The following is a 24,132-nucleotide window of genomic DNA, read 5'->3' as shown; positions in this document are numbered from 1 at the left end:
TTAAGGTTTGTTTTATTTTATTTTTTGATTTCTACTGTATTATTTTCTCCCATGCGGTACTGAAAAGGAAGTGTCAGTCTGAGAATGTCTAGTACAGAAGCTAATGTTTCGTTGCGAATCGTACCATCATAATGGTAGTCAAATAATTCGGGGTCTTTAACGATAAAATGTACATGGTATCTACCTTCTAGAATTTTAAGTAAATCCTTGAAGTTTTTGTTCTCGAATTTAATCTCGCTTTCTTTCCAAAGTGACGCAAATCTGCTGTCGACTTTTGATAGATGCGATTCATTGTTTTTAGGGTCAAAATAGTATTGTTGACCAGGTTTCAGTATGACTGCTTTAGGACTTTTATTATTCTCAACCAACGGCAGTATTTCTATGGATCCATGTTCCAGTGTGGTGACTACCGGGCTGTTATCAGGAAATGAGCGGACATTGAACGCAGTACCGTGGACCAATACTTTATAAGAATTTGTGCTTACGATAAATGGGGTTTTGGCGTCTTTAATGACGTCAAACCAAGCTTCACCTTCTAAGGATACTATGCGCTGATGATCCCTGTTGTCTTTATGATAACTGATTTTTGAGTTAGCATTTAGCATGATTTTGCTCCCATCTGGTAGAATAGCCTGTGTGATAGCGTTGGTTGGTGCTATAATCGTAATCGGAGTTTCTTGCTCAGCAGAATTAGGGTAATTGTACCAGATCAGCATACTACTTAGTAATCCGAGGACAAAGATCGCGGCACGGGATGTTATTGCTCTAAAGAGCTTCGTACGGGCGATGCGTTTATTTTTAAGCACCTCTTGCTCTATTCTTACTTGTACGCGACGATAGACGTGATTTAGATCATGGTCTGATTCATAGTTTTCAGCTCCAGAGTCTAGCAAATCATATAATTCTTTTTTTGCCTCAGATTCCAATTGAGGTTCAAAAAAGGAACGATCTATCTTCTTTTGAAATTCTTCGTTGTGCATATATAACTATATACGGACAAATCCAATAAGGTACTCACTCCGAGCGAAAATATTTTAATAAAAATAGTAGAATACGAGATAGAGCATATATTTACTGTCGATATGCTGTTTCAAAAAGGACAGTGCCCTATAAATTTGGTTTTCCACTGTGCGGATGGATAGACTTAACTTTTGAGCAATCTCTTCATGCGTTAACCCTTCGACTCGACTCATAGTGAATATAATTTTTCGCTGATCAGGTAATTGTGCGATTAACGTATCGATTTGCTGCTGTAGTTCATTATACTGCAATGTATTCCAGGTGCCGTAATCCAGTTCTGTAGCTGTCATGGCGTTCAATTCCAGTGCAAGCTTATCCAATTTACGTTTTCTTAGTTGATCATAGATGAGATTAATTGCGATTTTGAAAATATATGCTTTTATGTTTCTGTCTTCGTCGAGTTGATTTTGATGCTGCCACAATTTGAAAAAGACGTCTTGAACAAGTTCCTCGGTATCTTCTACAGATTTCAGGTAGGAAAACCCAAAATTGTAAATCCGTGGTGCGTACTGTTCAAAAAGCGTTTTAAAAGCTGGACTATTTCCATCTTCAATAATACTATTATTAGAAAATAGTTTCATCGCTATACTGTGATTAATCTTAATTCGGTTTTTTTTGCGCCGAAAGATACGCAAGTAGTCGAAAAATGCAAAATTAATCTTGTTCCTTCCTTCTTTTGTTTATTGGTAGACCTATGTTCCGGAGAGTCTCTTGTGCGGGCTGATAAACACGGGAGGGATTCTGTGGTTTTCAAAAATCATAAAGAGAACGGCCTGTCTAGCGAATGAATGTGAAATTAGCCTCTTTAGTATCGTGCGAATTGGTGCCTATATATACTTTAAAGTCTCCAGGTTCAGCAACGTAAGCCAAATCTGCATTATAGAATTTTAGATCTTCTTCCGAAAGTATGAATTCCACCGTCCGGCTTTCCCCTTTCTTTAAGAATATTTTCTGAAAGCCTTTTAATTCCTTGACAGGCCGGGTTACACGACCGACCAGATCTTGTATATACAGCTGTACGACTTCCTCGCCATCATAGTCACCGCTGTTTTTTATGCTTACGGATGCTTTTATTTTTACTTCAGGAGTGAGGGTGTGATGATCTAATACGATCTCACTATATTCAAAATCCGTATAGCTAAGTCCATAACCAAAAGGGTATAAAGGAGCATTGTCTACATCGAGGTAATTGGATTTGAATTTTTGAAACCATGGGCTATTTCCCAGCGGTCTACCTGTGTTTTTATGGGCATAGTAAAGTGGAATCTGTCCTACATTTTTAGGAAAAGTAGCTGTGATTTTTCCAGAGGGGTTGACATCGCCGAAGAGGACATCTGCGACAGCTTTACCTGTTTCTGTACCTCCGAACCATACATTGAGTATGGCTGGCACATGCTGGTGCTCCCATGTTAATGTCAATGGTCTTCCCGTAAACAATACCAGGACCACAGGTTTTCCTGTAGTCAGCAAAGCCTTTAACAGATTTTGTTGTGTATGCGGAATATTTAGATCGGTACGGCTTGAGCTTTCTCCCGACATTTCAGAAGATTCTCCCAGGGCCGCTACGATAACGTCTGCCTGTCTAGCTATGGTCAATGCTTCTTTGATAATGTCTTGCTCTGGCCTCTTGTCGCGAGGTATCGTCCGTCCAAACATGGTTGCTCGCTCTTGGTATAAAGAATCCGTCAGCAGATTGCTGCCGAGGTGTGTCAGGATTTCGACTTGATTTCCTAAGGCTTCTTTCATACCCTCTACCAGTGAAGCCGTACGGGCATGGTCAGCACTGACACTCCAGGTACCGGGCATATTAGTCCCTGTATTGGCCAATGGGCCGATTACGGCTACAGTTCCTTGCTTCTGTAAGGGGAGTGTCTTATTCTCATTTTTGAGTAGGACAAATGTTTTTGTTGCAGCTTCACGCGCTTTCTCCCTATGCGTTGCAGTGAATATATCCTTTTTTGCTCTTGTCTCGTTGCAGTAACGAAATGGATCTTCAAATAGTCCAAGCTTATATTTCAATACCAAAACATTCCGGCAGGCATCATCAATCCGTTGTGCTGTGACTTTTCCTTCTAACAAAGATTTCTTAAGTGTAGTTAGAAAACCTTCACCCACCATGTCCATATCTAGTCCTGCCTGCAAGGACAGTGCGGATACTGTCTGTAGGTCGCCCAATCCGTGGTCCATTAGTTCATTGACTGAAGTATAGTCAGACACGATCATACCCTTGAATCCCCATTGCCCGCGCAAGACATCGGTTAATAACCATTTATTAGCTGTTGCAGGGACACCGTTTATATCGTTGAACGAAGTCATAATGCTTGCCACACCCGCATCCACAGCTGCTTTGTAGGGTGGGAGGTACTCGTTGTACATTCTGTGTAGGCTCATGTCGGTGCTGCCATAATCGCGACCAGCCTCAGATGCACCATAAAGTGCAAAGTGTTTGACACAAGCAGCCATCGTATTGGGGGCTTTAAGATCATGGCCTTGTAAGCCCTGGATCATAGCCACTGCTATTTGTGCGCCTAGATAAGTATCTTCACCTGAACCTTCGGAGATACGTCCCCATCTGGGGTCACGAGATATATCTACCATAGGCGAAAAGGCCCAGGAAATACCGTCTGCCGTTGCCTCGGTAGCCGCAATGCGCGCGGTCTCTTCAATGAGAGGCAGATCCCAACTCGCGGCTAGCGCAAGTGGAATCGGAAAAGCTGTGCGATACCCGTGTATAACATCCATGCCAAATATAATCGGTATTTTTAGTCGTGAATGTTTGACTGCCAATTCTTGTGTCTTGCGTATTTTTTCGGGTCCGCTCATGCTGAATATTCCGCCGATCTGGCCCTTCTTGATCTTGGACTCGACATCTGTCGATACCGCCGATCCCGTTATCGCTTCACCGGCTGTAACAAGATTAAGCTGTCCTATCTTTTCATCCAGGGTCATCTTTTTCATCAACTCATCGATAAAACGATTCATTTCCTGTTCTTGTGCACATAGCAGTGTCGGTATCGATAGGATAACCGTTAATAACCAGGTAATATGTAGGTATATCCTGTTCATTATTTCAGATAAGGGCTTTTAAATTCTAGTTTTTTTAATCCATTTTGGATTTCTGGGGCCTGCATAAAAAGATCCCAGATCAAACCCGATCGATAGTTTTCGATCATCACCACGATAGGGCCTTGATCAATAGCCAAGTACCTTTTGGGGAACCAATCCACCGTCTCACTGTAAGCATCATAGAAGCCATAATCTCCCCATACCTTGTCTTTTAGATGACGCATGAGGTAGTTGGCGAAGGCGATACTCTCTGTCGGTGTATAAGGCATCGACGATAGCGCTGCAGTAGGAGAGATTACGCCACTGTCGTTGTCCGGATGGTGGGCATCATATCCTTTGAGGGAGTAGCTCGCCGTCCAGCCCCAGCCTTTGTCTGCACCATAGCCTTTGTAGTGGGCGGGATTCAGATCCGCATAGGCGATATTGATTTTGGTGTGATTGACCACCAGATCCCAATAGTTCGCATAGCGATCTGTCAGATCTTTTGGGTTAAGTCCAAGAAAGCTGTAGTGCGACCAAAATAATGGCCCTACTTGACCTACTTTTGCATTATGTTTTAGCACGGTCGGAATATCGTATTTGGATATGGATTGCTTAATAACGCCTGATCTTGCCCAACCTTCATGATATACTTTCGGATCGATACTGTGTAGGGGGGAGGAGGCTGCGAGTAGATATGCAATAAGGCATTCGTCAAACCCTTGGATAGCATGGTTCATTCCAAAAGCATGATCTGGACTCCAGTGCCAGTATAGAACGTTCTTGTTATTGGTGTAAAAATCCCATTCTATACCTCGCCATAAGCTATCCGCTTTGGCAGCGATAGATTTTTGTTTGGGGTCGCCATCCTTAAAATATTCCCTAACTGTGATTAATCCTTGCGCGAGAAATGCCGTTTCTACAATGTCTCCCCCATTATCCTTATCCGAAAAGGCTTTAACTGTTGCCTGGTCTCCATTGTACCAGTGTGCCCATGCACCGTGAAATCGAGGTACTGCCCCTAGAAAGTCGATCGCTTTGCTCAATTGCGCTTTACCTTGCTCTTTTGTGATAAAGCCTCGCTCTATAGCTACAACTGTGGCCATTAATCCAAAACCGCTTCCTCCGATAGTGACAACATCTTGGTCATCTAGCGGATAATCCCCGTCGATATGTATGCGTTCACGTGCTAGGCCTGAAAGGGGCTCTGCGCCTTCATAAAAGTAATTAAAAGTCTTTTTTTGGATTTCCGTTAGTAGCGAATCTGTCGACGATTCCATGTGAGAATTGTTCCCATTATGGGTTTTGTTCTCTGCACAGCTAGAGAAAAAAGTTACGGCAATTAGTATAAATAAATTGATGCGCATAGTTAGAAGAAAGCTTAGTTTTAATAGTTAGTTGTTTGAGCTTAGTCGGGCTGCTGTGATATAATAAAATCCTGAACCATTGGTGTTATTTTCACCTGAGGTGATCGTGACTTTTATCTTTCCTTCGGAATCCGGCTTGATTTGATTTGCCGAAACCGTTTTATCGGTATTGCTGGATGTATTTAATCGTACGATGACCTCGTTTGCTCCCTTACAGATATATTTTGTCTCACGGTTGTCGCTCACTCCTCCGCGTGCACCGAAGAATCTAAGGTTGTACGTTAGGTTTTGATCCAGTCCTTTTATTTCTAACGCACTTTGCACAACTGTCATATTGTTGAAGGCCGCTTTGGAGTTGCCAAAGTAGGAAGTTTTAGAAACAGCCGTTGGCATATTTAAGGTGGTGTTGGTCGTTGATGGGCCATCGCCATTAACACCGTTGAAACGTTCTGTGATGGTCAACTTTATACCTACATAGGACCCCATACTGTCTTTTAAATTGATCGAAGTACCCGTTAGGAAGTTGTTGATCTGATTCCAGTGATTTGATGCTGCGGTATTTCCAAAGTCCAGTAATACGGCACTAGATAATGGTCCACCGGTACCTCCTTGAAACTCGGTCATTTCCGTGATGTTGTCCGGATTGGTTATGGCCAAATGCGCCGCATTTTGGGCTATGCTGACTTCAAATGCGGATAATCCTTCAGGTTTATAGGTATTGCCTACGGCAGATTTTCCAAAGATGGCCTCAAACCATGTACACGCGGCGGTATATCGGCCTATAGGAATAGCTAAGTGGTAACCATCTCTTGTAAAATTGTCTTCAACTACCGATGTCCTTCCGTTCTGTATGGCTGTTCCCGATGGAATGATCATATCGATAGGCACCAGGGATTTGGCTTTGTTGACGGCATCTACGATGGCATGGTACATGGTCAGCTGATTTTTATTGTAATTGGCAAAGCCACTATGCGTTGAATTTTGAGCATAGGCCCATGTTTGATGGAGGATGAATTTTACGTCAGGATGCTTGGCTCTGGGGGTTACGTAGTCATATACTTTTTTTAATGATGCAGCCCAGGTGTCATACATGCCTGAGTTAGAGCTTACCTGTTGAAAACTAATGTGGGTCCACTTCTCGTCGGCTAAGGTATTGGCGATCGTTTGGTTGGCGGTGGTGGTCTTTTTGCCGTCTTTGTCCGTTTTCCGATAGCTGTATACCGCGGCATTTTTAGATATGTTTTCGGCATGTTGAGCGAGCGAAGCATCGCCGATGTAAAGGTTTCCGATGATCACTTGTTTGCCCTCTGCTTTCGCAAGATCATATAGGTAGTTTTCTACGGCATCTTCGGAAAATGAATTTCCGATTGTCAGGATCCGGATGGTACCATCATCTGGAGGATCCTGTACATAGCTCATCTCCGGACGCTCCATTTTTTGACAAGAAGCAAAGCTGATGCCTACAATCAAAATGCTCAACAACATTTTGATAAGTATATTTTTGTTTTTTATAGCTGTTTTCATATGTGTCTAGTTTGTTTCTCATCAGTTATATGGAATACTCATGAGTCCTTGTGCTTTGCTAAACATGAGTATTTCATAATGGTGAGTTAATAATTAGGATTCTGGATTAAAACACCGCCCGATTTATCGATCTCAGGTTGTGGGATAGGAAAGAAGCGGTTTTTTATTTGATAGCTTACATGACCTGCAGCATGTAAGGTCTCTACGTCTATTCCCCACCGCACTAGATCATAAAATCTTTCATTCTCCATACCCATTTCGACTTGCCTTTCGTGACGTATAGCTTGTCGGAGCTCCTCTTGATTGCGCGTCGTGACAGGAGGTAATATAGTATTGCTGTTACCTCTTGCACGTGCTCTTACCCGTTCGAGGTGCGCTAATGCAATGTCGGTATTGTTGTCACCGCCAAGCTCATTTGCGGCTTCAGCAGCAAGTAGTACGACATCGGCGTAGCGGATGATACGGACGTTGAACCAATTTCCGGCCTGACTACCATATTGCGCACGCAAGGCAGGGTTGGTATAGACCTTTTTGTTCCAGTACGCTCGAGGTAGATTACTTGGTAAGGTCTCACCGTATGGGGTATTGGTCTGTCCGCTAAACAGTACGGTTGTTTCTTTTCTAGGATCCCCAGGCTCAAAAGCGTCAACTAAGATTTGATGTGGGATATTCCAGCCCCATCCTAGATTAAATTGTCCTGAACCGCGTATCCCTTGTCTGCTGGCATAGGTGACGCCAAAGTTCTGAACCCCATCGGCTAACGCCTGAATCTCAAAAATGGACTCCTTGCTATTCTCACTCTCTTCTCTGAAAATCATATTGTAGGGTACACTAAGGTCGTAGATACCAGAGTTTATTACCTGTGTCGCAGCGGCGAGTGCTTCGGCATAGCGTTGACGAGCCATGAATGTTTTGGTCTGTAAAGCCAGCGCAGCACCTCTTGTGATTCTACCGGGATGTTTGGGCCAGGTCTCCGGTAGCGCCGTCGTTGCATACTTAAGATCTTGGTCGATCAATTGATAAATAGCAGAAATGGGTGACTTTGGTTTATTGGCAGAAGCCTGGTCGGTAATCCGGAAATCAATTAAAGGTACCTCACCAAAGGTACGTACCAGATTGAAATAGGCCCAGGCTCTTAAAAATTTCACTTCACCAATATTTGCCATAGTCTCTGCTTTAGGATTATCCAAAGAATCAGCGATAGCGATTACATTGTTGGACTGATTGATCAGTTCATAGTGTCCTGTCCAGTAACTGTTAGTGAGCCAATGGGAGAGGGGGTATTTAAAATCATCATATATAGGTCCTGCAGCAGCGTAGTCACCATCATTACTACCTAAATGCGCATCGTCGGCCCGTATATTGTGTACGGCTACATAAGGTAGTCCACTCGTAGCCTCACTACGCAGCCCGGCATAAGCCGCAAATACCTGTCCTTCCAACGATCCAACAGGTAGATCTTCTTCTGTAAATCGGCCTTTAGGCTTGATATCCAGCCAATCTGTTCCACAACTACTCAGAATAGCAACAGTAAGTATTCCTAATCCTAATACTTTATATATAGTCTGTTTTATTTTCATCTTGTCGATCCGTTAAAGGTTAAAAATTAAGATTTACACCGAGTGTATAGATAGCTGGAACAGGGTAGGTACCTCTATCGACACCGAATGATGTAGCGCTCCCTCCAATTTCTGGCGTGAATCCCGTATTGTTGGAGAATGTAAAGGCATTCTGCGCATTGGCAAATAAGCGCAGGTTTTTCAAACGTAGTTTACCAAGTGTTTCTTGTGGAAAGGTATATGCTAGGGTCACGTCACGCAATCTAAAGAAACTACCGTCCTCGATAAAGTAGCTAGAATATACCCGGTTATTAGCTCGTCCTTCGTGTATAATGGGTTCCCAATTGCTTGTGCCTTCGCCATTCCAGCGATCCATACGGTCCGTTAGGAAATTGTAGGTGGCAAATTGGTTTTGATTCCAGGTACGCATGATTTCATTACCATATATTCCCTGAAATTCGACATTAAGGTCAAATCTTTTGTATGAAGTCGAAAGAGATAGACCGTAGAAGAAGTCTGGCGTAGGATTCCCGATTCGCGTACGGTCTTTGGTCGTGATGGTACCATCACCATCTATATCCTTATATCGGATATCTCCAGGTTTGAAATCACCTCCACCGAGGCCATTTTTTGCACTCTGGTTGACGTCTGTCTGTGTCTGGAAAATACCATCGTGTACATATCCCCAGAAATAGCCAATGGGATTACCTTCCGTGGTACGCGAGGGGCCATCAATGATATCGTATCCCTTGCTGGATAGACTGACGACATTATTGTCTATTGTCGTGATATTTCCACCTATTGAAAATTTCCAGTCTTCGGAGAGTGTTTGGTTCCATCTAGCTGAAGCCTCTATCCCTTTATTACGGATATTTCCTAAATTGCTTAATCCAGGTAGACTGCCCAGTATACCTGGGACTCGAACCAATACACCGTCCGTGTTTTTGCTGTAGTATACAGCCTCAATATTCAGTCTATTGTTTAATGTGCTGAGTTCAAATCCGGCCTCCCAAGCTTTGACAACTTCCCAGTGTAGATTGGTGTCAGGGATATATTCCGGTCCATAAGCCGGTACGACTTGATTACCAAATACAGCGGTATTCCCGGCCACCATCTGCGCCTGCATCGGGTATTTATTACTGCCTACGCTCTGGTTTCCTAGATTGGCGACCGATCCTTTTATTTTTAAGTTATTGATCACAGTCTGGTTCTGCATAAAATTCTCTTGGCTCAGGACCCAAGCCACACCTAGGGCGTAAAAATCCTGCCAAGGCTTACCGAATCGAGCAAAAGCCGAGCTTCCATCTTTACGGAAAGAGGTGTTGATTAAGTATTTGCCATCGTAATTGTAGAGTACGCGGGCCAGATAAGACAATGTCCGGGTTTCCCAGCCTGTGTTTTAGGATCTCCAATGCCTACATACCAATAATAGCTGTCATTTGGTATTTCATAGCCGTCTCCTTGTGTACGGCGAGCCGTTGTATTTTCAAAACCACTCATGTAGGTGGTATAACCGACCATAGCCTGTATATTGTGTTTGTCGAACGAATTGTTGTAGTTTAATAACCAGTCGGTTTGTATCTTATAGTATTTGTTTTGATCTTGATTGACTGCTGTAAGCAGGTTGCCGATACGCTCTGCTTTATTGTCACCCTCGATTTCTGGATTATAGACAGAGACAAGCCCATCGTAACTCCTTGTTTGGTTGAATCCATAATCCGCGGATAGATTTGTCCGGAAAGAAAAATTCTTTAAGAATTTGACCTCAGCGTAATAATTTCCTACGATACGGTAATTATTACCGATGAACGTGTTTTTTCGCTCCTCTATAGTTGTCAACGGATTGCCTACCTGTGCCCGTTGAAAACTAGGCATCGTATGGTAAAGACCATACTCCTCGTTGAATACAGGAGCAATAGGAGCTGCCAATATAGTTCCGAACACATCACGGTTTTGAGGTAGCTGTGCACGGTAACCATTTAATACGATACCGGTCTTAAAATTGTCCGTGACTCGAACTTCGTTGCTGAGGTTGAGGGTGATTTGACTGTGTTTCTCATAATTGATAATCCCTTGATCTAAAGAATAGCCCAAGCCCATCCGAAATGAATTCTTGTCCGTTGCGCTAGCTACACTTAGGTTATTATAGTTGAGTATACCATTGCGGAATATCTCGTCCTGCCAGTCCGTATTCGCATTCCAGAAGGAATAGTCATACGGAGCGTCCCCCTGGTTGAATCGTTGTTCTTCATATAATTCCTTAAATTGGGTAGCATCCGTCAATTTCATCCGATGAGAGACATCTTTGAAACCTATTCTAGAGCTAAAATCGAAATTCAATTGCCCGGCTTTGGCGCGCTTTGTCGTAATAGCGATGACACCGTTTGCACCTGCAACACCAAATATAGCGAGTGAAGAAGGATCTTTTAGTACTTCAATACTTTCTACATCATCAGGATTTAGAAAGTTGATATTATCGTTCAATAGACCATCAACAACATATATGGGCTTAGCCCCGTTTATGGAGTTGGTACCACGGATACGGATATCTGGTTCTTGTCCAGGACGTCCTGAATTGGTTACTTGTAATCCGGATACTTTTCCCTGTAGACTCGCTACCGGATTGGTGCCGGGGCGATCCACAATATCGCTCCCCTTCACTTGTACGATAGAACCCGTAAGGTCTCTTTTCTTTGCTGTTCCGTAGCCGATGACCACCACTTCATCGAGGCTTTCATTTTCGCCTTCCAAAAATACATTCAGCTGTGTTCGATTAGCGATCGGTACCGTCTGGGATGCGTAGCCTAAAAAGACAAACTGTAGACTATCCGTGGGAGAGGCAGTGATAGTGAATTGTCCTTTGGCGTCAGTCTGTGTTGCTGTTGGCTTTCCTTTAATACTGACAGTGACCCCCGAGATAGACAGCATAGACTTATTGTCTTTGACTACTCCGTTGACAGTCGTTTGCCCTACTGTGATAAGGGACATGAGCAACAAGGAAATAAGAATAGATAAACTCCTCATATAACTTGGTTTAATTAGATTTATAAAAATAGACACTGGTTGTTGTCTATTGTATTTCAAATTTGCTGATGTATTGTGATGTATCCAATTTTTTGAAATTCACATTACTACTACAAGGGGATATGGTGTTTCTAAAATATAGGTGGTGAGAAATGTAATCTGTTGTTAGTTATTGTTTTATGGTTTGTTTTTGATGCACATAAATTTTTACTAAGTGTTTTTTTTACACTTTAAGGTATGAGAGGTAATGATGTAGTGTTTTGCGCTCCTTAGCGCTCCAATAAGAACTCACTTAGGTTCTTATCAGATGGTATATTTAGCTTTTTTCGTAATCGATAGCGACGTATTTCTACTCCTCGGGTTGTAATATTTAAGAGTGATGCTATTTCTTTACTCGACATATTAAGCCTCAGGTAAGCACAGAGTTTGAGGTCATTTGGGACCAATGCAGGAAAGTCTACTTTTAGTTTTTTAAAAAAATTACCGTGTGCTTCGTTAAAGCTTTTTTCAAAGATGTCCCAATCTCGGTCATCGTTGTGTGCCTCGTCAATAAGCTTGTTTATTTTGTGCAATTCTTCGTCACTAAGTTGATTTCCTTCCGCATCTTTCAATTGTTTGAGTTGCTCGTGTAGATTGTTGAGCATTTCATTTTTGTAGACAATATTAGTTGCTGCATTGGCTAGCTCTCTGTTCTTAATCGCTAGTTCACTTTCGAGTTGTTGATTTTTGAGTTTGATGAGTTTTTGCTCATTAAGTTCAGCATCTCGGGCTATGGCCACTTTCTGTTGTTCGAGTAACCTACGCTTAATTTGAAATTGACGCTTTTGCTCTTTTTTAAGCTGTTGGGATCGGAGGAAAATAAATAATAGAAAACCAATCAAGGCATATATTATCAAGGCGTACCATGAGAGGTACCAAGGACTATTTATCTGAAAAGTTAATGTGGTGACAGGGGATATATGGCCATCTGCCGATTTTGCTCTCAGGTGAAAAATGTATTTTCCCGAGGAGAGATTCGTAAAATCTTTATAGGTCATCTGATCCCAACTGGACCAAGTCTCCGAGTATCCTTCTAAAAGGTATTGATAGTGCAGTGGCGAAAGACTATAAAATGGAGTCGAAAATGCAATGCGTAGATTATTGTCTGTATAGTTCAGGATTATTTTTTCGTCATCGATAAGTAATGGCTCTTTCGATATGTTCCATACATTTGAAATGATGGGGTATGGAAGCATCATCTTTTGCTGTTTGGGTTGATCTCTATAGACTGCAAATCCATTATCTAGACCTATCAGAAAATGGGCTTGGTCAATGGGAAATATATTTTCATAATAGTCCATCAGTCGATTTTGCAAGCCATTCAGTGAGTTAGAGTCTATCTCGATTAGACCATTAGGTCCAAAGGATGCCTGTGCAATGTGCGAATGTCTGATAAACCAATATCGGCCTTTTTGAATTGGAATGATCTTGTTGGTATACTGAAAAGAGCCTAATTGTTGGTTTAATTCTTTGTGTAATTTAAATTTTTTAACGATATCATCATAAATAAACAATCCTGAATCCGAGGTGAATACAATGTTGTTTTCAAGGTTGAATACCCCGGTAAAGCCTATCCCGCTTATAGATTTATCGTCTTTGGTTCTGACGATTGTTTTTAAGTTTTTAAAATCAGAACTCAGTTCAATGAGATTAATAGTATTGCGGTTTCCTACCCAATAGTGATGTTGGTCTTTTGCAGCAAAAAAGCGCGTTGGCTCCCGAAGTTCAGGGTATTGTTGGAGAAAAGATAGATTTTCTCGGTTCTGAAATAGTGCTATACCCGTATAGTTACCTTGTAAGATATAATCAGAATTTGGGATCCGTTCAAAAAACCATCCGCCAGTCAACTGCGAAATCTTTTTGAGTTGCATGTTTTCTACCTCAAAAGTCCCATCATTATGGCCGCAGAGCAGCTTGTTGCCTATCATGTCGAGTGACCATACCTGGCCACTTGAAGTTGGAATTTGCCTAAAATCCAGCGATTGAAAAGTGTGTATTCCTTTCCAGGGACTTACGAATAGCCCTTGATTAGTGCCTAGATAGATGTGATCTTTAAAGATGGCTGTAGCATATACAGTTCCTATTTTTCCTAAGAAGTCCGTATGAAAGTATAGCGAACTGTTTATTTCGATCCGGTCTATTCCATTATCAAGACCTACCCAGAGATTTTGCTGTTTGTCTTTTGCGATACTTAGTACGGTATTGTTTTGTAAACCATTGTTTTTGTTGATGTGCTGTATTAAAGCTCCATTCTTATTTATTATGTATACCCCGTTTTGTATCGTCCCGAATGCATATTGATTGTTACTAAGGGGGATTCCGTTATTTATCTGCGCTTTGGCAAGTAATCTACTAGCTTCCGTGTCCCAGCTTTCAATGGACCCATTTTTATTTAAAAAAAATAACCCATGGTGTGCTGTTCCCAATAGATATCTTTCGGTATCATAAGGTAGGATACAAAGTATATTTTTGTTTTTTAGAAAATCCTTATCCTCGACTGGAACCAATTTTTGTTTCTCCCATAAATGCAAACCTGATGGTATCTGTTCAAAATAAAGCCGATCTTCTACCTGATGAGGAAAGAGAAAAGGTTCTCCATTCGCAGTTATAGTTGTTATTGCATTATTTCTGTATATATAGGTTTTTGAAAAGGCGTGAAAGTATATCGTTTCATCTTGGATGATGATTTTCCAGATTTCATCATTGGTCAACAAACTTTTATCTTGAAGTAGATTGGAGATACTTGTGTAGGTCATACGCCCATGTGACTGGCGTTGCCAATATCCAAATTCAGCTTGTCCTCCGACATAGATTTTTCCACTTTTGTCTGCTTTTACGGATCGTACAGCAGATTTGTTTTTCAGTGGATAAAGTTTCCAGTACTGTCCGTCAAATATAAGCAGTCCATCTGTGTTTCCACAGTATATAATGCCATCCTCACCGACGGACATGCTCCAGTTCTGGTTGCCTGCTTTGTACGCAGTTTTGTTGAATTGTTGGACAGACGGGCTTCCTACACGGATGATGTTTTGAGCCTGAACTAAAGCAGAGACTGCACTATATAGTATGGCTAAAATAAAGCTTAAGCGAAAGATCCATCCGGTTAGGTACCTATGAAGCGACGTTGCACTATTTTTAATATAAGATGTCGTACTCAAATTTTGTGATTTATTGTAATGGCGTTTACTAATATAATAATCTTCGTTTTAAGTGCAAAATAGAAGTAGCCATGGTTGTTCGAAACCTTAGCTATACTCAATTTTATCATTCTAGCTTAATGATTGATAAAAATATCGAAATACTTAAGAATGCTGAAGACCTCATCAGTTCTTCCCTTATGTGGCTTTTCATTTTGTGATCGACTTGCTGTAAGAATATCAATCACATCTTTCATTGTGTTTTGTGCTAAAAACCAGTAGAATATGATGATTCTTTTAAAACATGTGTAATAGTTCTATTTTTATAAGATGTTCAAAACAATAATCCTTTTCCATGTTTTAGTTCTGTCTGCGCTATAAATACGAGCTCAGGAATCCGGCTTATTAGGACAGCGGTAGATTCTCGTTTATAGCATCGTTGACTTGTTCCGATTGGTCGCGATGGGATACTCATGGGGGGACTTCGCTAAACATGAGTATTTCATGTTGCTAAAGGTCTTTTTGATAAATAAACTTCTAATAACCTGGGGCTTATTTGCAATTTGGGTTCTTTGTAATCTCTGCAGGTTGAATCGTTTGTTGGTCATTACAGCTGTCATAGTTAAAGACATAGTCAGCTCCTGCCCCTTTTTATTCCATATACCTAGCATCTAAAAAATATGACACCATTTGAGGACAGTGGCGCCAAGGATATAAACATGGGATGCTTTCGGTACATTTCTTTACTATCTTTAAAAATTTAGCTTATAAATATGTTTTTTACAAAAATATGGTTATTTTCAATGATCATAGGTAATATCCATCATTTAAAAAGCGGATGTTTTAATCATTGATATTACACGTAACAACAGTTGAGAGTTTATTAATCTTTATAGTTTATTTTTCGTTTAAGGTAATGCGTTGCGGTCTAGATCTAATATTGGTGAACTTAAAAGAAGAAGAATCATATTTCATTAACACTTATGAAAAAGAAAATATTCCTTTGTTTATCGTTTGCTTTTTTTGTGTGTGTTTCTTTTGCACAGCGAGATACAGCACAAGGCTCAAATGACACACTTAGTAATCAATTAAGTACTAGTTTTAACAAAGTAAGTCAACTTTCTGCCGAAAGATACGCTGATTCGTTAAAGCGAAATGCATTGCAGCAGGAAGTAAATGACTTAGGTGAAAATGATTTAATAAAGCGGAAGGAACTGCTGGACGAACTGAATGCATTAAAAAGGAGAGATTCTCTACACGAGGTTAGACAGCGCAAACAAGTAGATTCACTCCGAAGTTTTGTCAAAGGAAACCCCGTAGTTCTCGCGAATGATACCTTATTTTATATCTATACAAGACAAGGCAGTTTTTCCGCAAGTGATAGGGCTGAGGCGGTAAGTAAACGAATATTGCGACTTACGGAAGATCCTTTGTTTATAATTGATTCTATAAAGATCATTGCAGCCGAACAGACCACCGATTTGATATATAACACAAGCTTGCTTATTTCGATATCACAAGAAGATGCGCTTTGGGAAGAGAGTACCAAGGAAAAATTAGCAGCAAAGATCAAACTGCAAATTGGAAATTCCATTGCTGCTTATCAGAAGGCTAATAGCTGGCAGGTCTTATTGAAGGAAATCTTACTTACATTTTTAGTTATAGGTGTGGTGATACTCTTGATTAAAGGAGTGAACCGTCTTTTTCGCTCGATCGGACTGAAATTGCAGACTTATCAAGGAAAGGTTAATAAGGGGATCAAAATTCAGAATTATGAACTCCTCACCGCACAGCGAAAGCTACGTTTTTTTGAAACATTAAATAACTTTTTGAGGTGGGTTGTCATTGTACTAGTGATTTATTTGGCTTTACCTGTGCTGTTTGGTATATTTCCTTTTACCAAGGATCTTTCTGAAAACTTATTGAGTTATATAGTCTCCCCTTTAAAGAAGATTAGTTTGGCTGTTTGGGACTATATTCCTAATATGATTACCATTTTGGTGCTTATCGTTGTTTTTCATTATTTATTACGTTTTCTACGGTTTATTAAAACTGAAATCGAGCGGGGTAAATTGAATATTTCTGGATTTTACAAAGATTGGGCGAACCCGACATATCAAATTGTTAGAGTTTTGTTGCTCGCCTTCATGTTAGTGGTTATATTTCCTTATTTGCCCGGTCATGACTCTGATATATTTAAAGGAGTGTCGGTTTTTATGGGGGTTTTGTTTACTTTCGGTTCTGCAGGTGCACTTAGTAATGTGGTGGCTGGTTTGGTTCTTACCTACATGCGGGCATTTAAGATTGGCGATCGGGTGAGAATTGGCGAGGTTACCGGTGATGTTATGGAGAAGACACTATTAGTAACCCGGGTACGGACGATTCAGAATGAGATCATTTCCATCCCAAATTCATCGGTGATGGGCAACCACACGACCAACTACAGTGAGGAAGCGAGTAGCAATGGACTTATTATTAATACGACAGTGACTATTGGATATGATGTTCCCTGGAGACAGGTTCATGAGCTTTTGATAGCGGCGGCATTAGATTCAGAATATATAGAACAAGAGCCGAAACCCTATGTTTATCAAACTAGTTTAGACGATTATTACGTTAGTTATAGAATCAATGCCTTTACTAAACAGGCTAATCGACAGGCTTTAATTTACTCTTCGCTACATGCTAATATTCAGGATCATTTCAATAGCGCAGGTGTTGAGATTATGTCTCCACATTATAAAGCCTTGCGTGATGGAAATGCTACGACAACCCCCGTTGAATATTTGCCGCATGATTACAAAGCACCGCCGTTCAAAACTTCTTCGGATGACAATAGCTAAATTGGAACATCAGGCTGAGAGGTGTGATACGAAAAAGGTGACATAAACAACATACTGAAAATAGCACATTTGTACGATTCATGGTTCATATATCGAAAGCATGGGTAAGCATTTGTGGAACGCGACGTCTAGGAAAGCAATTGTTCTTATCTGTTTTTGATAATATTCATGATTTGTTGTAGGTACTTCCTTGTGCAGATAGATGTGATTATGCCTCGTTCAAAGCAGGCTCTTTACTGATCGAACATCCTGCCATCAAGACGATTTCTGTCAAGCAACTGGGAGATGATAGTTAATTTGTTTCAGGAGGGATAACACTCCTAAAGGCTACAGAAAGAGATAAATTACCTAAAACAGCGTATTCGATAGCCATTCGACCTACAGGTATTACGCTTAAAGCTTGGAATCGAGAGCAGATTATTTCTGCTGTCTACACTTTGATTCAGTTGGGCTATCTCCCTTTGGAAAAGGTATATAGTTATGATCCGGTGCCAGCGGCCATCGCTGGAATAAAAAGCATCATATCTTAGGAGCACAGGCTAATATTTGGACCGAATATGTGCCCACGAAGGAGCATATAGAGTATATGGTATTTCCGAGAGCATTAGCACTGACTGAGGTCAATTGGATCGCCGAACAAGATAAGAATTGGACAGATTTTCATATCCGGATGCAAAAACATTATAAATTGCTGCAAGATCTGCATGTTAATTATTATCGCCCATGATACCATGTTACTTATACCAATGTTTTTGATTTTGAACGCAGAGAAAAAGCCCTTAGTCTGGCTACGGAGCAGATCGATTCACAAAATATTCGCTATACGCTGGATGGCAGTGTGCCACAGGTAAATTCTCCATATTATACAGGCCCATTTGTGTTAAATAGGAGCACACGTATAGCAGCTCAATATTTTCTAGATTCGATTGCTATAGGTCCTTCATTGATTGTTGATACGGATATCCACAAGGCTATAGGCAAGCCCGTCAAATATAATAGCTAATGGGATGGCTATGATGCACAAAAGGAACTTACAATGACAAATGGCCTACAAGGGGGGACTTACTTATCATGACGGGCAATGTCAGGGCTTTACCAGGCCAATAGATCTGATTGTAGACCTACATGAGTCGCAGTCGGTTAGTCTAGTAGCTATGAATTTTATGCAGATGATAGGTCCGGGGGGGGGGATATGCCGGGCGAACTTGAAGTACTACTTTCTGAAGATGGAAAGTATTTTAAGTCCGCAGGTAAAGTCTTTAATGATATTTCGGATCAAGAGGCTAAACTGACATTCAAACGATTTGAGTTGAAATTGGATAGCACACATCACGCACGTTATATTTAGGTAAAAGCAAGTAACCCGAAGCGCGGCTATCTATTTAACGATGAGATCATAGTATATTAAAACTTGTTTTTATTCAAGGAATAGGAATAATTGTACCCAACAAAGCTATCACAGAACAAAATAAGAAGTCACACTAAATATTGGATTATGTTTTGTCTGTAGATATCGATCCGAAGAATATCGATGTTTTTTCGACTTTTTGGGTGTTAATTCCTCTAGGTCCTTTAAGTGGGCAATAGTATAGATCGCTTATCTATAGAGACAGTAGCAAAACTCTAGTTTTGTACTGTCTCTTATTTGTCAAAAGGCACCTCTCCTGCTACTTTATTCAACTGCTTTTTTTAATGATGTGCACGACCGCATTTACAAATAGGATTATTGCTGTTACTATCGCAGCTAGATAAACAGTGTGGTTGCTTGGTTTATTGGCCATCGCAATGGCAATCAATGCCCAAACTGACACCAAGCCGAACGCTACCATATTTCGTTTCCAGATCATGAATAGATGGATAAGTGCGGCTATTGAAAACATGACAATTGTCCATAATGTCTCTGATACTCCAAATCCTGCCCACTGTACTTTTTTCAAATAGGCAGCTACATTGGCAATTAAAGCTACAGAAATCCAACCTGAATAAATATAGAAAGGCAATCGAAAAAAAATACTTGTTTTCCAATCCTCTATCTTTAATTCCCGTCGCGTATTTGTTATAATTTTTAATAACGCAACAAATAGCAAAACCATGATCGGAATTGTGAGTAAGGTATATTCATACAGCCAAGTTATTACCCATAAACAATTGGCTACACAAGAGATGGTAAACCACCATCCAACATTTGAAAGGATTTTTTCCTTGGCTTTGGTTTGTCTAGTAAATGGACCATAATAAAACACAAATCCGCAAAGTCCTATGAAAATCAATCCCCAAATAGAAAAAGCGTAGCCGGCCGGAGTAAACAGATTATGGTATTTCCCTGAAATCGTAGCCATTGTTTCCCCGTTAAAAAGTCCATTATTGGAGAGGTAGTTGATTCCTATTGTTGCTACCAAAGCGACGATATTCAATATTTGAAGGGACTTATTCATGATTTTTCTTTCGAAAGTATTTTTTAGATATTATTTATCAATAGCGTCAATCATTTTTTGATCTAGTGGGGCTACACTTGATTTAAAATAGTGAAGTAGCTGTCCATCTTCACTAATCAGATATTTGCTGAAATTCCATTCTGGTTCTTGGTCATTCCATCCATTTAATTGTTTGTCGGATAGCCATTTGAATACCTCTTGTTGTTCCGCATTTTTAATGACTCCCGCTTTCTTAGCTATCGGAAATGTTACACCGTAATTTGATTTGCAGAATTGCGCAATTTCTTCATCACTGCCATTCTCCTGGTTTGCAAAGTCATTTGCTGGGAAAGCGATTATCATTAATTTATCTTTGTACGCTTTGGATAGTTTTTCTAAGTCTTCATACTGTTTCGTGTAACCACACTTTGAAGCTGTATTGACCAAAAGCACTTTTTTACCTTTTAAACTTGAAAAATTAAGCTTTTCACCGTTGTTCAGTGTTACGGAAAGATTGTAGAATGAAGTATTCATTGTTGGAATAGTTTTAGTTTCCGTGGATTTTGTTTGTTGACCATTGCAGGAGAAGCCACTCAGTAGTGTGGCTACTATAAATACATGACTGATAATTGATTTCATGGATGTCATTTTGATGTTTATAAAAATTCAAAAATTAGCTTTCTGTTAAATACAGTACAATTATACTAAATAAAAGTTTTTTTGTGTATTATTTTACTTTTGTTTCTTGGTTATGGGTTATAAATACACTAAACTATCTGGTCGACGTGCCTAAAAGATTGCTGCTTTAATTCCTTAGATGTTGATGATAAGTTAGCAGAGTGTAGTACGCGAGATAGAAAAATAAAATTTTACTTGACGTGAATATCTCCAGTAGTTAAATTTGGACTCGAAAACCTAATAGGTACAACTTTTATTCAAGACATTTTCTAAAAGCTATTAATATAAAATTGTTAGTTATTACATTATGTTTAAAGGATTCATTTTTACCGAACGTTTAAAGTCGAGAATTTTTCTATTAACCCTAACTCTCGCATTAAGTAATCTATTAGCTCCCTCAGAGTTGTTGGGGCAAGAAAGAGACAAACCGGAACAATCCAGTTTTAAAGTTCGTCTAATTAATCTGGAAGTACCTTCAACCGATGTTTTTAGGTACAATGGTACGCTCACTAATACCAGCCGTCAAGAGAAAATATACGAGTTACAATCTAATCTGCCCCCGGGATGGACTATTGCTTATAAAACGGAGGGAATGCAGGTGACATCAGTCAACCTAGATCCTCAATCCAGTAAAGAATTGAGCATAGAAGTCACACCGTCCTATACTGCAGATAATAAAAAACACGTCATTCCGATCAAAGCTATTGCAAATGGCGATACGACTACCATTAACTTGCAGGCCGTTATAAAAGGAAGCTATAAAATGGAAGTCAGTACTCAAAATCAAATTTTGAGTGGCAGTACCACAACAGGAAGCAGCAAGGAAATATTCATTACCGTGAAAAACACCGGTACGCTGCCTTTAGAAAATATCGAACTGAAAGCACAATTGCCAAACAAATGGGAGTCAAGCTTTGATATCGATAAAATAGAAAAGCTTGAACCAGGCAAAGCCAAGGAAATCAAAGCACATATCAAGGTTCCAGACAAAACCATTGCCGGTGATTACATGATCAATGTATCGGCCAAGAATGGCAATTTAGAGTCCACTTTAGCCTATCGTGTTGAAGTTAAAACTTCTTTGCTGACGGCTTGGTTTGGGATACTTTTAATTCTATTGGCAGTAGCGTTTATATATGTGTTGATTCGTAGATACGGACGACGCTAGATAGTAACCGTATAAAAGATTTTTGTACGCAATTATTCAACCATCATACGATATGAGTAATCCTATTATACAACTAAAAGGGTTATCCAAGCATTATAAAGACAAAATTGCTGTAGACAACCTTTCCCTTGATATACATAAGGGTGAAATATTTGGACTTTTGGGACCTAATGGGGCGGGAAAGACGACCACTATCCTCATGTTATTGGGCTTAGTCGAACCGACTTCGGGTGAAGCATATGTATGTGGTCAGCATACAACGCGGCATCCCATACGGGTCAAGCAGCGAGTCGGATATCTTCCTGATAATCTAGGTTTTTACGATAATATGTCCGCTCTGGAAAACCTTACTTTTGTAGGAAGGCTTAATGGACTAACGGAAATGGAATCCGAGAACAAGGCGATGAAGCTACTTGATGTGGTGGGTTTGAAAAGTAATGCTTTATGGAAGACCGGAACTTTTTCACGAGGTATGAAACAGCGGCTTGGTCTTGCTGATGTATTGATAAAGTCTCCGGAGGTTATTATTCTTGACGAACCGACCTTAGGTATAGATCCTAGTGGAGTCCGGGAATTTTTGGATCTTATAAAACAGCTTAACAAGGAACAAAACTTAACGGTACTTTTGTCGTCGCATCACCTCCATCATGTGCAGCAGGTCTGCGACCGGGTAGGCATTTTTGTCGACGGCAGATTGTTGGCGCAAGGAAATATAACAAGTCTTTCTAAACAACTATTTAATAAAAATGGCCATGTAACCTTACTGGAAATGCAAAAAAATGAAGCTGGGTTTGAAAAGCTAAGACAGGAGATTGCAAAACTGCCTCATATACAAAATTTGAGCATAATTGATAACAAAATTGAAGTAATGTCTACTGTAGAGCAGACCGCTGACATCGTACGTTATGTCGTCCAAAGGGGATACGATCTAATGGGGGTGCAGCAAAAGACTTATGGCTTGGATGAGATTTATCTCGAGTATTTTAAGAACGAAAAAAATCAAGATGTAAACCATGAAAAATCTAAAGGGATATTTAAGAAAAAAAGTTTTAGAAAATAAAAGATATCATGGTGCCAGCTCACCCATGCATGTACTGTTGCGTAAGGAGATTGCAGAGCATATCCGAAGTTGGAGGTTTATCATTCTCGTGATATTGATCATTCTTACTTTTGTAGTGTCAATATATTCGTCTTTAAGTAATATTAAATCAGTATTTGAAGCAACAGATAGTAGTAAGGAATCTTTTTTCTATTTAAAGCTATTGACCTCAACAGATGAATCCGTGCCTCCATTTCATGTATTTCTCAGCTTTCTTGCTCCGATACTAGGCATTAGCTTAGGGTTTGATGCTATCAATTCAGAAAATAACAATGGTTCGCTAGTACGCTTAATGGCCCAACCGCTATTTAGAGATAATTTGATACTCGCTAAATTTTTCGCGCCTTTGTTGATTGTTGCCTGCTTATTTTTCTCGCTCACTTTTCTGATTGTCGGCTACGCCATGTGCTTGAGTGGTATTGCTATCGAGTGGCAAGAGGTGGTACGTATTTTGGCTTTCAATATCAATACCATTTTGTATGTAGGCTTCTGGCTTAGTATAGCTATTTTTTTATCCATCAGGTTTAAGCAACCTGCAACTTCTGCATTGACCGCAATAGGGATCTGGTTATTCTTTACAGTCTTTTATCAGGTCCTAGTCAATATCGCTATAAAAGCGCTCATACCCAATCCTGCTTACCTTTCTCCAGAACAAATATCCTTTTATAATGAACGCATTCTTGACGTTTTGCGGATCTCTCCGAGCCAACTTTATGTAGATGCTTCCACTACATTACTGATGCCTACGGTGAGAAGCTTAGGCCCAGTATCCATGGAACAGATGGTAAGGGCTATACCCAACGGCATAGGACTGAGGGATAGTTTAATGTTGGTGTGGCCACAATTAAGTGGATTAATAGCGTTTACACTATTGTTATTTGCTATATCGTATTATTACTTTATGCGTAGAGAAATAAGATCATGATATTAAAACCAAAAGGGTTCAGCGTAGCTGAACCCTTTCTTGATTTTTCTTTCTTTTCTCCCAATTTTGGAATACCCCCTAGTAACAAACAATTTGTTATTCGTTTTCGATAAGCATTAAGGGTACTATACCAAAACACATGAATCCCAAAGTAAGTGTGTGGTTCCTATTCCAATAAAAAAAGTTTCTTAATTATACTTAAGTTTAGGGTAAATTTTTTGCGAAACAAATGTATTTTAAGGAGGAGGAATAAATTAATAAATTTTTAAAAAATGAGAAGTAAATTATCT

At 40.1% G+C, this 24,132-nt stretch carries 17 protein-coding genes and 1 pseudogene; 7 read left to right on the top strand and 11 right to left on the bottom strand.

Features of this window, described 5'->3' with window-relative positions; translation table 11 throughout:
* Nucleotides 1-17 precede the first annotated feature (17 nt).
* The 9 genes from G7B20_RS09720 to G7B20_RS09685 all read right to left on the bottom strand — a co-directional run bounded on the left by G7B20_RS09720 (nt 18) and on the right by G7B20_RS09685 (nt 14,736).
* Complete coding sequence (locus G7B20_RS09720) at nt 18-980, bottom strand: FecR family protein (protein WP_164110728.1); 963 nt, start codon at nt 978-980, stop codon at nt 18-20.
* 54 nt (nt 981-1,034) lie between these two features.
* The gene (locus tag G7B20_RS09715; RefSeq protein ID WP_164110726.1) at nt 1,035-1,601 is read right to left on the bottom strand and encodes an RNA polymerase sigma factor; all 567 of its coding nucleotides are present in this window, start codon (nt 1,599-1,601) and stop codon (nt 1,035-1,037) included.
* A gap of 196 nt (nt 1,602-1,797) precedes the next feature.
* Nucleotides 1,798-4,086 (bottom strand): beta-glucosidase BglX, encoded by a 2,289-nt coding sequence (gene bglX / locus G7B20_RS09710; protein WP_164110724.1) that lies wholly within the window; start codon nt 4,084-4,086, stop codon nt 1,798-1,800.
* A complete protein-coding gene (locus G7B20_RS09705; RefSeq protein WP_164110722.1) occupies nt 4,086-5,432 on the bottom strand; it encodes a glucoamylase family protein in 1,347 nt (448 codons plus the stop codon). The genes bglX and G7B20_RS09705 overlap by 1 nt, the downstream gene beginning before the upstream one ends.
* 27 nt (nt 5,433-5,459) lie before the next feature.
* Nucleotides 5,460-6,956 (bottom strand): DUF4886 domain-containing protein, encoded by a 1,497-nt coding sequence (locus tag G7B20_RS09700; protein WP_205600201.1) that lies wholly within the window; start codon nt 6,954-6,956, stop codon nt 5,460-5,462.
* 86 nt (nt 6,957-7,042) lie between these two features.
* Nucleotides 7,043-8,536, bottom strand: a complete 1,494-nt coding sequence (locus tag G7B20_RS09695) for a RagB/SusD family nutrient uptake outer membrane protein (RefSeq protein ID WP_164110720.1) — start codon at nt 8,534-8,536, stop codon at nt 7,043-7,045.
* 19 nt (nt 8,537-8,555) lie between these two features.
* Nucleotides 8,556-9,890 carry a SusC/RagA family TonB-linked outer membrane protein gene (locus tag G7B20_RS19600; RefSeq protein WP_262886562.1) on the bottom strand — a complete coding sequence of 445 codons (1,335 nt, stop codon included), beginning with the start codon at nt 9,888-9,890 and terminating at the stop codon, nt 8,556-8,558.
* Nucleotides 9,842-11,539, bottom strand: coding sequence for a SusC/RagA family TonB-linked outer membrane protein (locus tag G7B20_RS19595; RefSeq protein ID WP_262886561.1), 1,698 nt, complete (start codon nt 11,537-11,539; stop codon nt 9,842-9,844). Before G7B20_RS19595 ends, G7B20_RS19600 begins: the two co-directional genes overlap by 49 nt.
* 269 nt (nt 11,540-11,808) lie before the next feature.
* Nucleotides 11,809-14,736 carry a triple tyrosine motif-containing protein gene (locus G7B20_RS09685; protein WP_164110718.1) on the bottom strand — a complete coding sequence of 976 codons (2,928 nt, stop codon included), beginning with the start codon at nt 14,734-14,736 and terminating at the stop codon, nt 11,809-11,811.
* A gap of 962 nt (nt 14,737-15,698) precedes the next feature.
* Between G7B20_RS09685 and G7B20_RS09680 the strand changes: the two genes are divergently transcribed.
* The 4 genes and pseudogenes from G7B20_RS09680 to G7B20_RS09665 all read left to right on the top strand — a co-directional run bounded on the left by G7B20_RS09680 (nt 15,699) and on the right by G7B20_RS09665 (nt 18,906).
* The gene (locus tag G7B20_RS09680; protein ID WP_164110716.1) at nt 15,699-17,558 is read left to right on the top strand and encodes a mechanosensitive ion channel family protein; all 1,860 of its coding nucleotides are present in this window, start codon (nt 15,699-15,701) and stop codon (nt 17,556-17,558) included.
* Nucleotides 17,559-18,078: 520 nt separating this feature from the next.
* Nucleotides 18,079-18,285, top strand: a pseudogene (locus G7B20_RS19760) (family 20 glycosylhydrolase); the annotation flags it as partial.
* Between the two features lie 57 nt (nt 18,286-18,342).
* A complete protein-coding gene (locus tag G7B20_RS19755; RefSeq protein WP_164110891.1) occupies nt 18,343-18,561 on the top strand; it encodes an FN3 associated domain-containing protein in 219 nt (72 codons plus the stop codon).
* 189 nt (nt 18,562-18,750) lie between these two features.
* On the top strand, nt 18,751-18,906 hold the full coding sequence (locus tag G7B20_RS09665; RefSeq protein ID WP_164110714.1) for a hypothetical protein: 156 nt from the start codon (nt 18,751-18,753) through the stop codon (nt 18,904-18,906).
* Between the two features lie 328 nt (nt 18,907-19,234).
* Here the strand turns inward: G7B20_RS09665 and G7B20_RS09660 are convergent, their stop codons facing one another.
* A complete protein-coding gene (locus tag G7B20_RS09660) occupies nt 19,235-19,993 on the bottom strand; it encodes a tryptophan-rich sensory protein (protein WP_164110712.1) in 759 nt (252 codons plus the stop codon).
* A 30-nt stretch (nt 19,994-20,023) separates the two neighbouring features.
* Complete coding sequence (locus G7B20_RS09655; protein ID WP_164110710.1) at nt 20,024-20,611, bottom strand: glutathione peroxidase; 588 nt, start codon at nt 20,609-20,611, stop codon at nt 20,024-20,026.
* Nucleotides 20,612-20,957: 346 nt separating this feature from the next.
* Between G7B20_RS09655 and G7B20_RS09650 the strand changes: the two genes are divergently transcribed.
* The 3 genes from G7B20_RS09650 to G7B20_RS09640 are packed head-to-tail and all read left to right on the top strand — an operon-like array spanning nt 20,958 to nt 23,842.
* The gene (locus G7B20_RS09650) at nt 20,958-21,818 is read left to right on the top strand and encodes an NEW3 domain-containing protein (RefSeq protein WP_164110707.1); all 861 of its coding nucleotides are present in this window, start codon (nt 20,958-20,960) and stop codon (nt 21,816-21,818) included.
* A gap of 52 nt (nt 21,819-21,870) precedes the next feature.
* Nucleotides 21,871-22,878, top strand: coding sequence for an ABC transporter ATP-binding protein (locus tag G7B20_RS09645; protein ID WP_164110705.1), 1,008 nt, complete (start codon nt 21,871-21,873; stop codon nt 22,876-22,878).
* Complete coding sequence (locus G7B20_RS09640) at nt 22,832-23,842, top strand: ABC transporter permease (RefSeq protein WP_164110703.1); 1,011 nt, start codon at nt 22,832-22,834, stop codon at nt 23,840-23,842. The genes G7B20_RS09645 and G7B20_RS09640 overlap by 47 nt, the downstream gene beginning before the upstream one ends.
* Nucleotides 23,843-24,132: the final 290 nt, after the last annotated feature.

The organism is Sphingobacterium sp. xlx-96, assembly GCF_011007365.1.
Taxonomy (GTDB): Bacteria; Bacteroidota; Bacteroidia; order Sphingobacteriales; family Sphingobacteriaceae; genus Sphingobacterium; species Sphingobacterium luzhongxinii.
Note: the sequence above shows the minus strand (reverse complement) of the source record. Positions and strands in the feature narration are given on the sequence as shown.

Excerpts from the sequence above, each read along its gene's own strand:
- G7B20_RS09645 (WP_164110705.1), top strand. The coding sequence starts at position 21,871 with ATGAGTAATCCTATTATACAACTAAAAGGGTTATCCAAGCATTATAAA.
- G7B20_RS09705 (WP_164110722.1), bottom strand. The coding sequence starts at position 5,432 with ATGCGCATCAATTTATTTATACTAATTGCCGTAACTTTTTTCTCTAGC.
- G7B20_RS09715 (WP_164110726.1), bottom strand. The coding sequence starts at position 1,601 with ATGAAACTATTTTCTAATAATAGTATTATTGAAGATGGAAATAGTCCA.
- G7B20_RS09650 (WP_164110707.1), top strand. The coding sequence starts at position 20,958 with ATGTTTAAAGGATTCATTTTTACCGAACGTTTAAAGTCGAGAATTTTT.
- G7B20_RS09680 (WP_164110716.1), top strand. The coding sequence starts at position 15,699 with ATGAAAAAGAAAATATTCCTTTGTTTATCGTTTGCTTTTTTTGTGTGT.
- G7B20_RS09695 (WP_164110720.1), bottom strand. The coding sequence starts at position 8,536 with ATGAAAATAAAACAGACTATATATAAAGTATTAGGATTAGGAATACTT.
- G7B20_RS09700 (WP_205600201.1), bottom strand. The coding sequence starts at position 6,956 with ATGAAAACAGCTATAAAAAACAAAAATATACTTATCAAAATGTTGTTG.
- G7B20_RS19595 (WP_262886561.1), bottom strand. The coding sequence starts at position 11,539 with ATGAGGAGTTTATCTATTCTTATTTCCTTGTTGCTCATGTCCCTTATC.
- G7B20_RS09665 (WP_164110714.1), top strand. The coding sequence starts at position 18,751 with ATGCCGGGCGAACTTGAAGTACTACTTTCTGAAGATGGAAAGTATTTT.
- G7B20_RS09640 (WP_164110703.1), top strand. The coding sequence starts at position 22,832 with ATGAAAAATCTAAAGGGATATTTAAGAAAAAAAGTTTTAGAAAATAAA.
- G7B20_RS09660 (WP_164110712.1), bottom strand. The coding sequence starts at position 19,993 with ATGAATAAGTCCCTTCAAATATTGAATATCGTCGCTTTGGTAGCAACA.
- G7B20_RS09655 (WP_164110710.1), bottom strand. The coding sequence starts at position 20,611 with ATGAAATCAATTATCAGTCATGTATTTATAGTAGCCACACTACTGAGT.
- bglX (WP_164110724.1), bottom strand. The coding sequence starts at position 4,086 with ATGAACAGGATATACCTACATATTACCTGGTTATTAACGGTTATCCTA.
- G7B20_RS09720 (WP_164110728.1), bottom strand. The coding sequence starts at position 980 with ATGCACAACGAAGAATTTCAAAAGAAGATAGATCGTTCCTTTTTTGAA.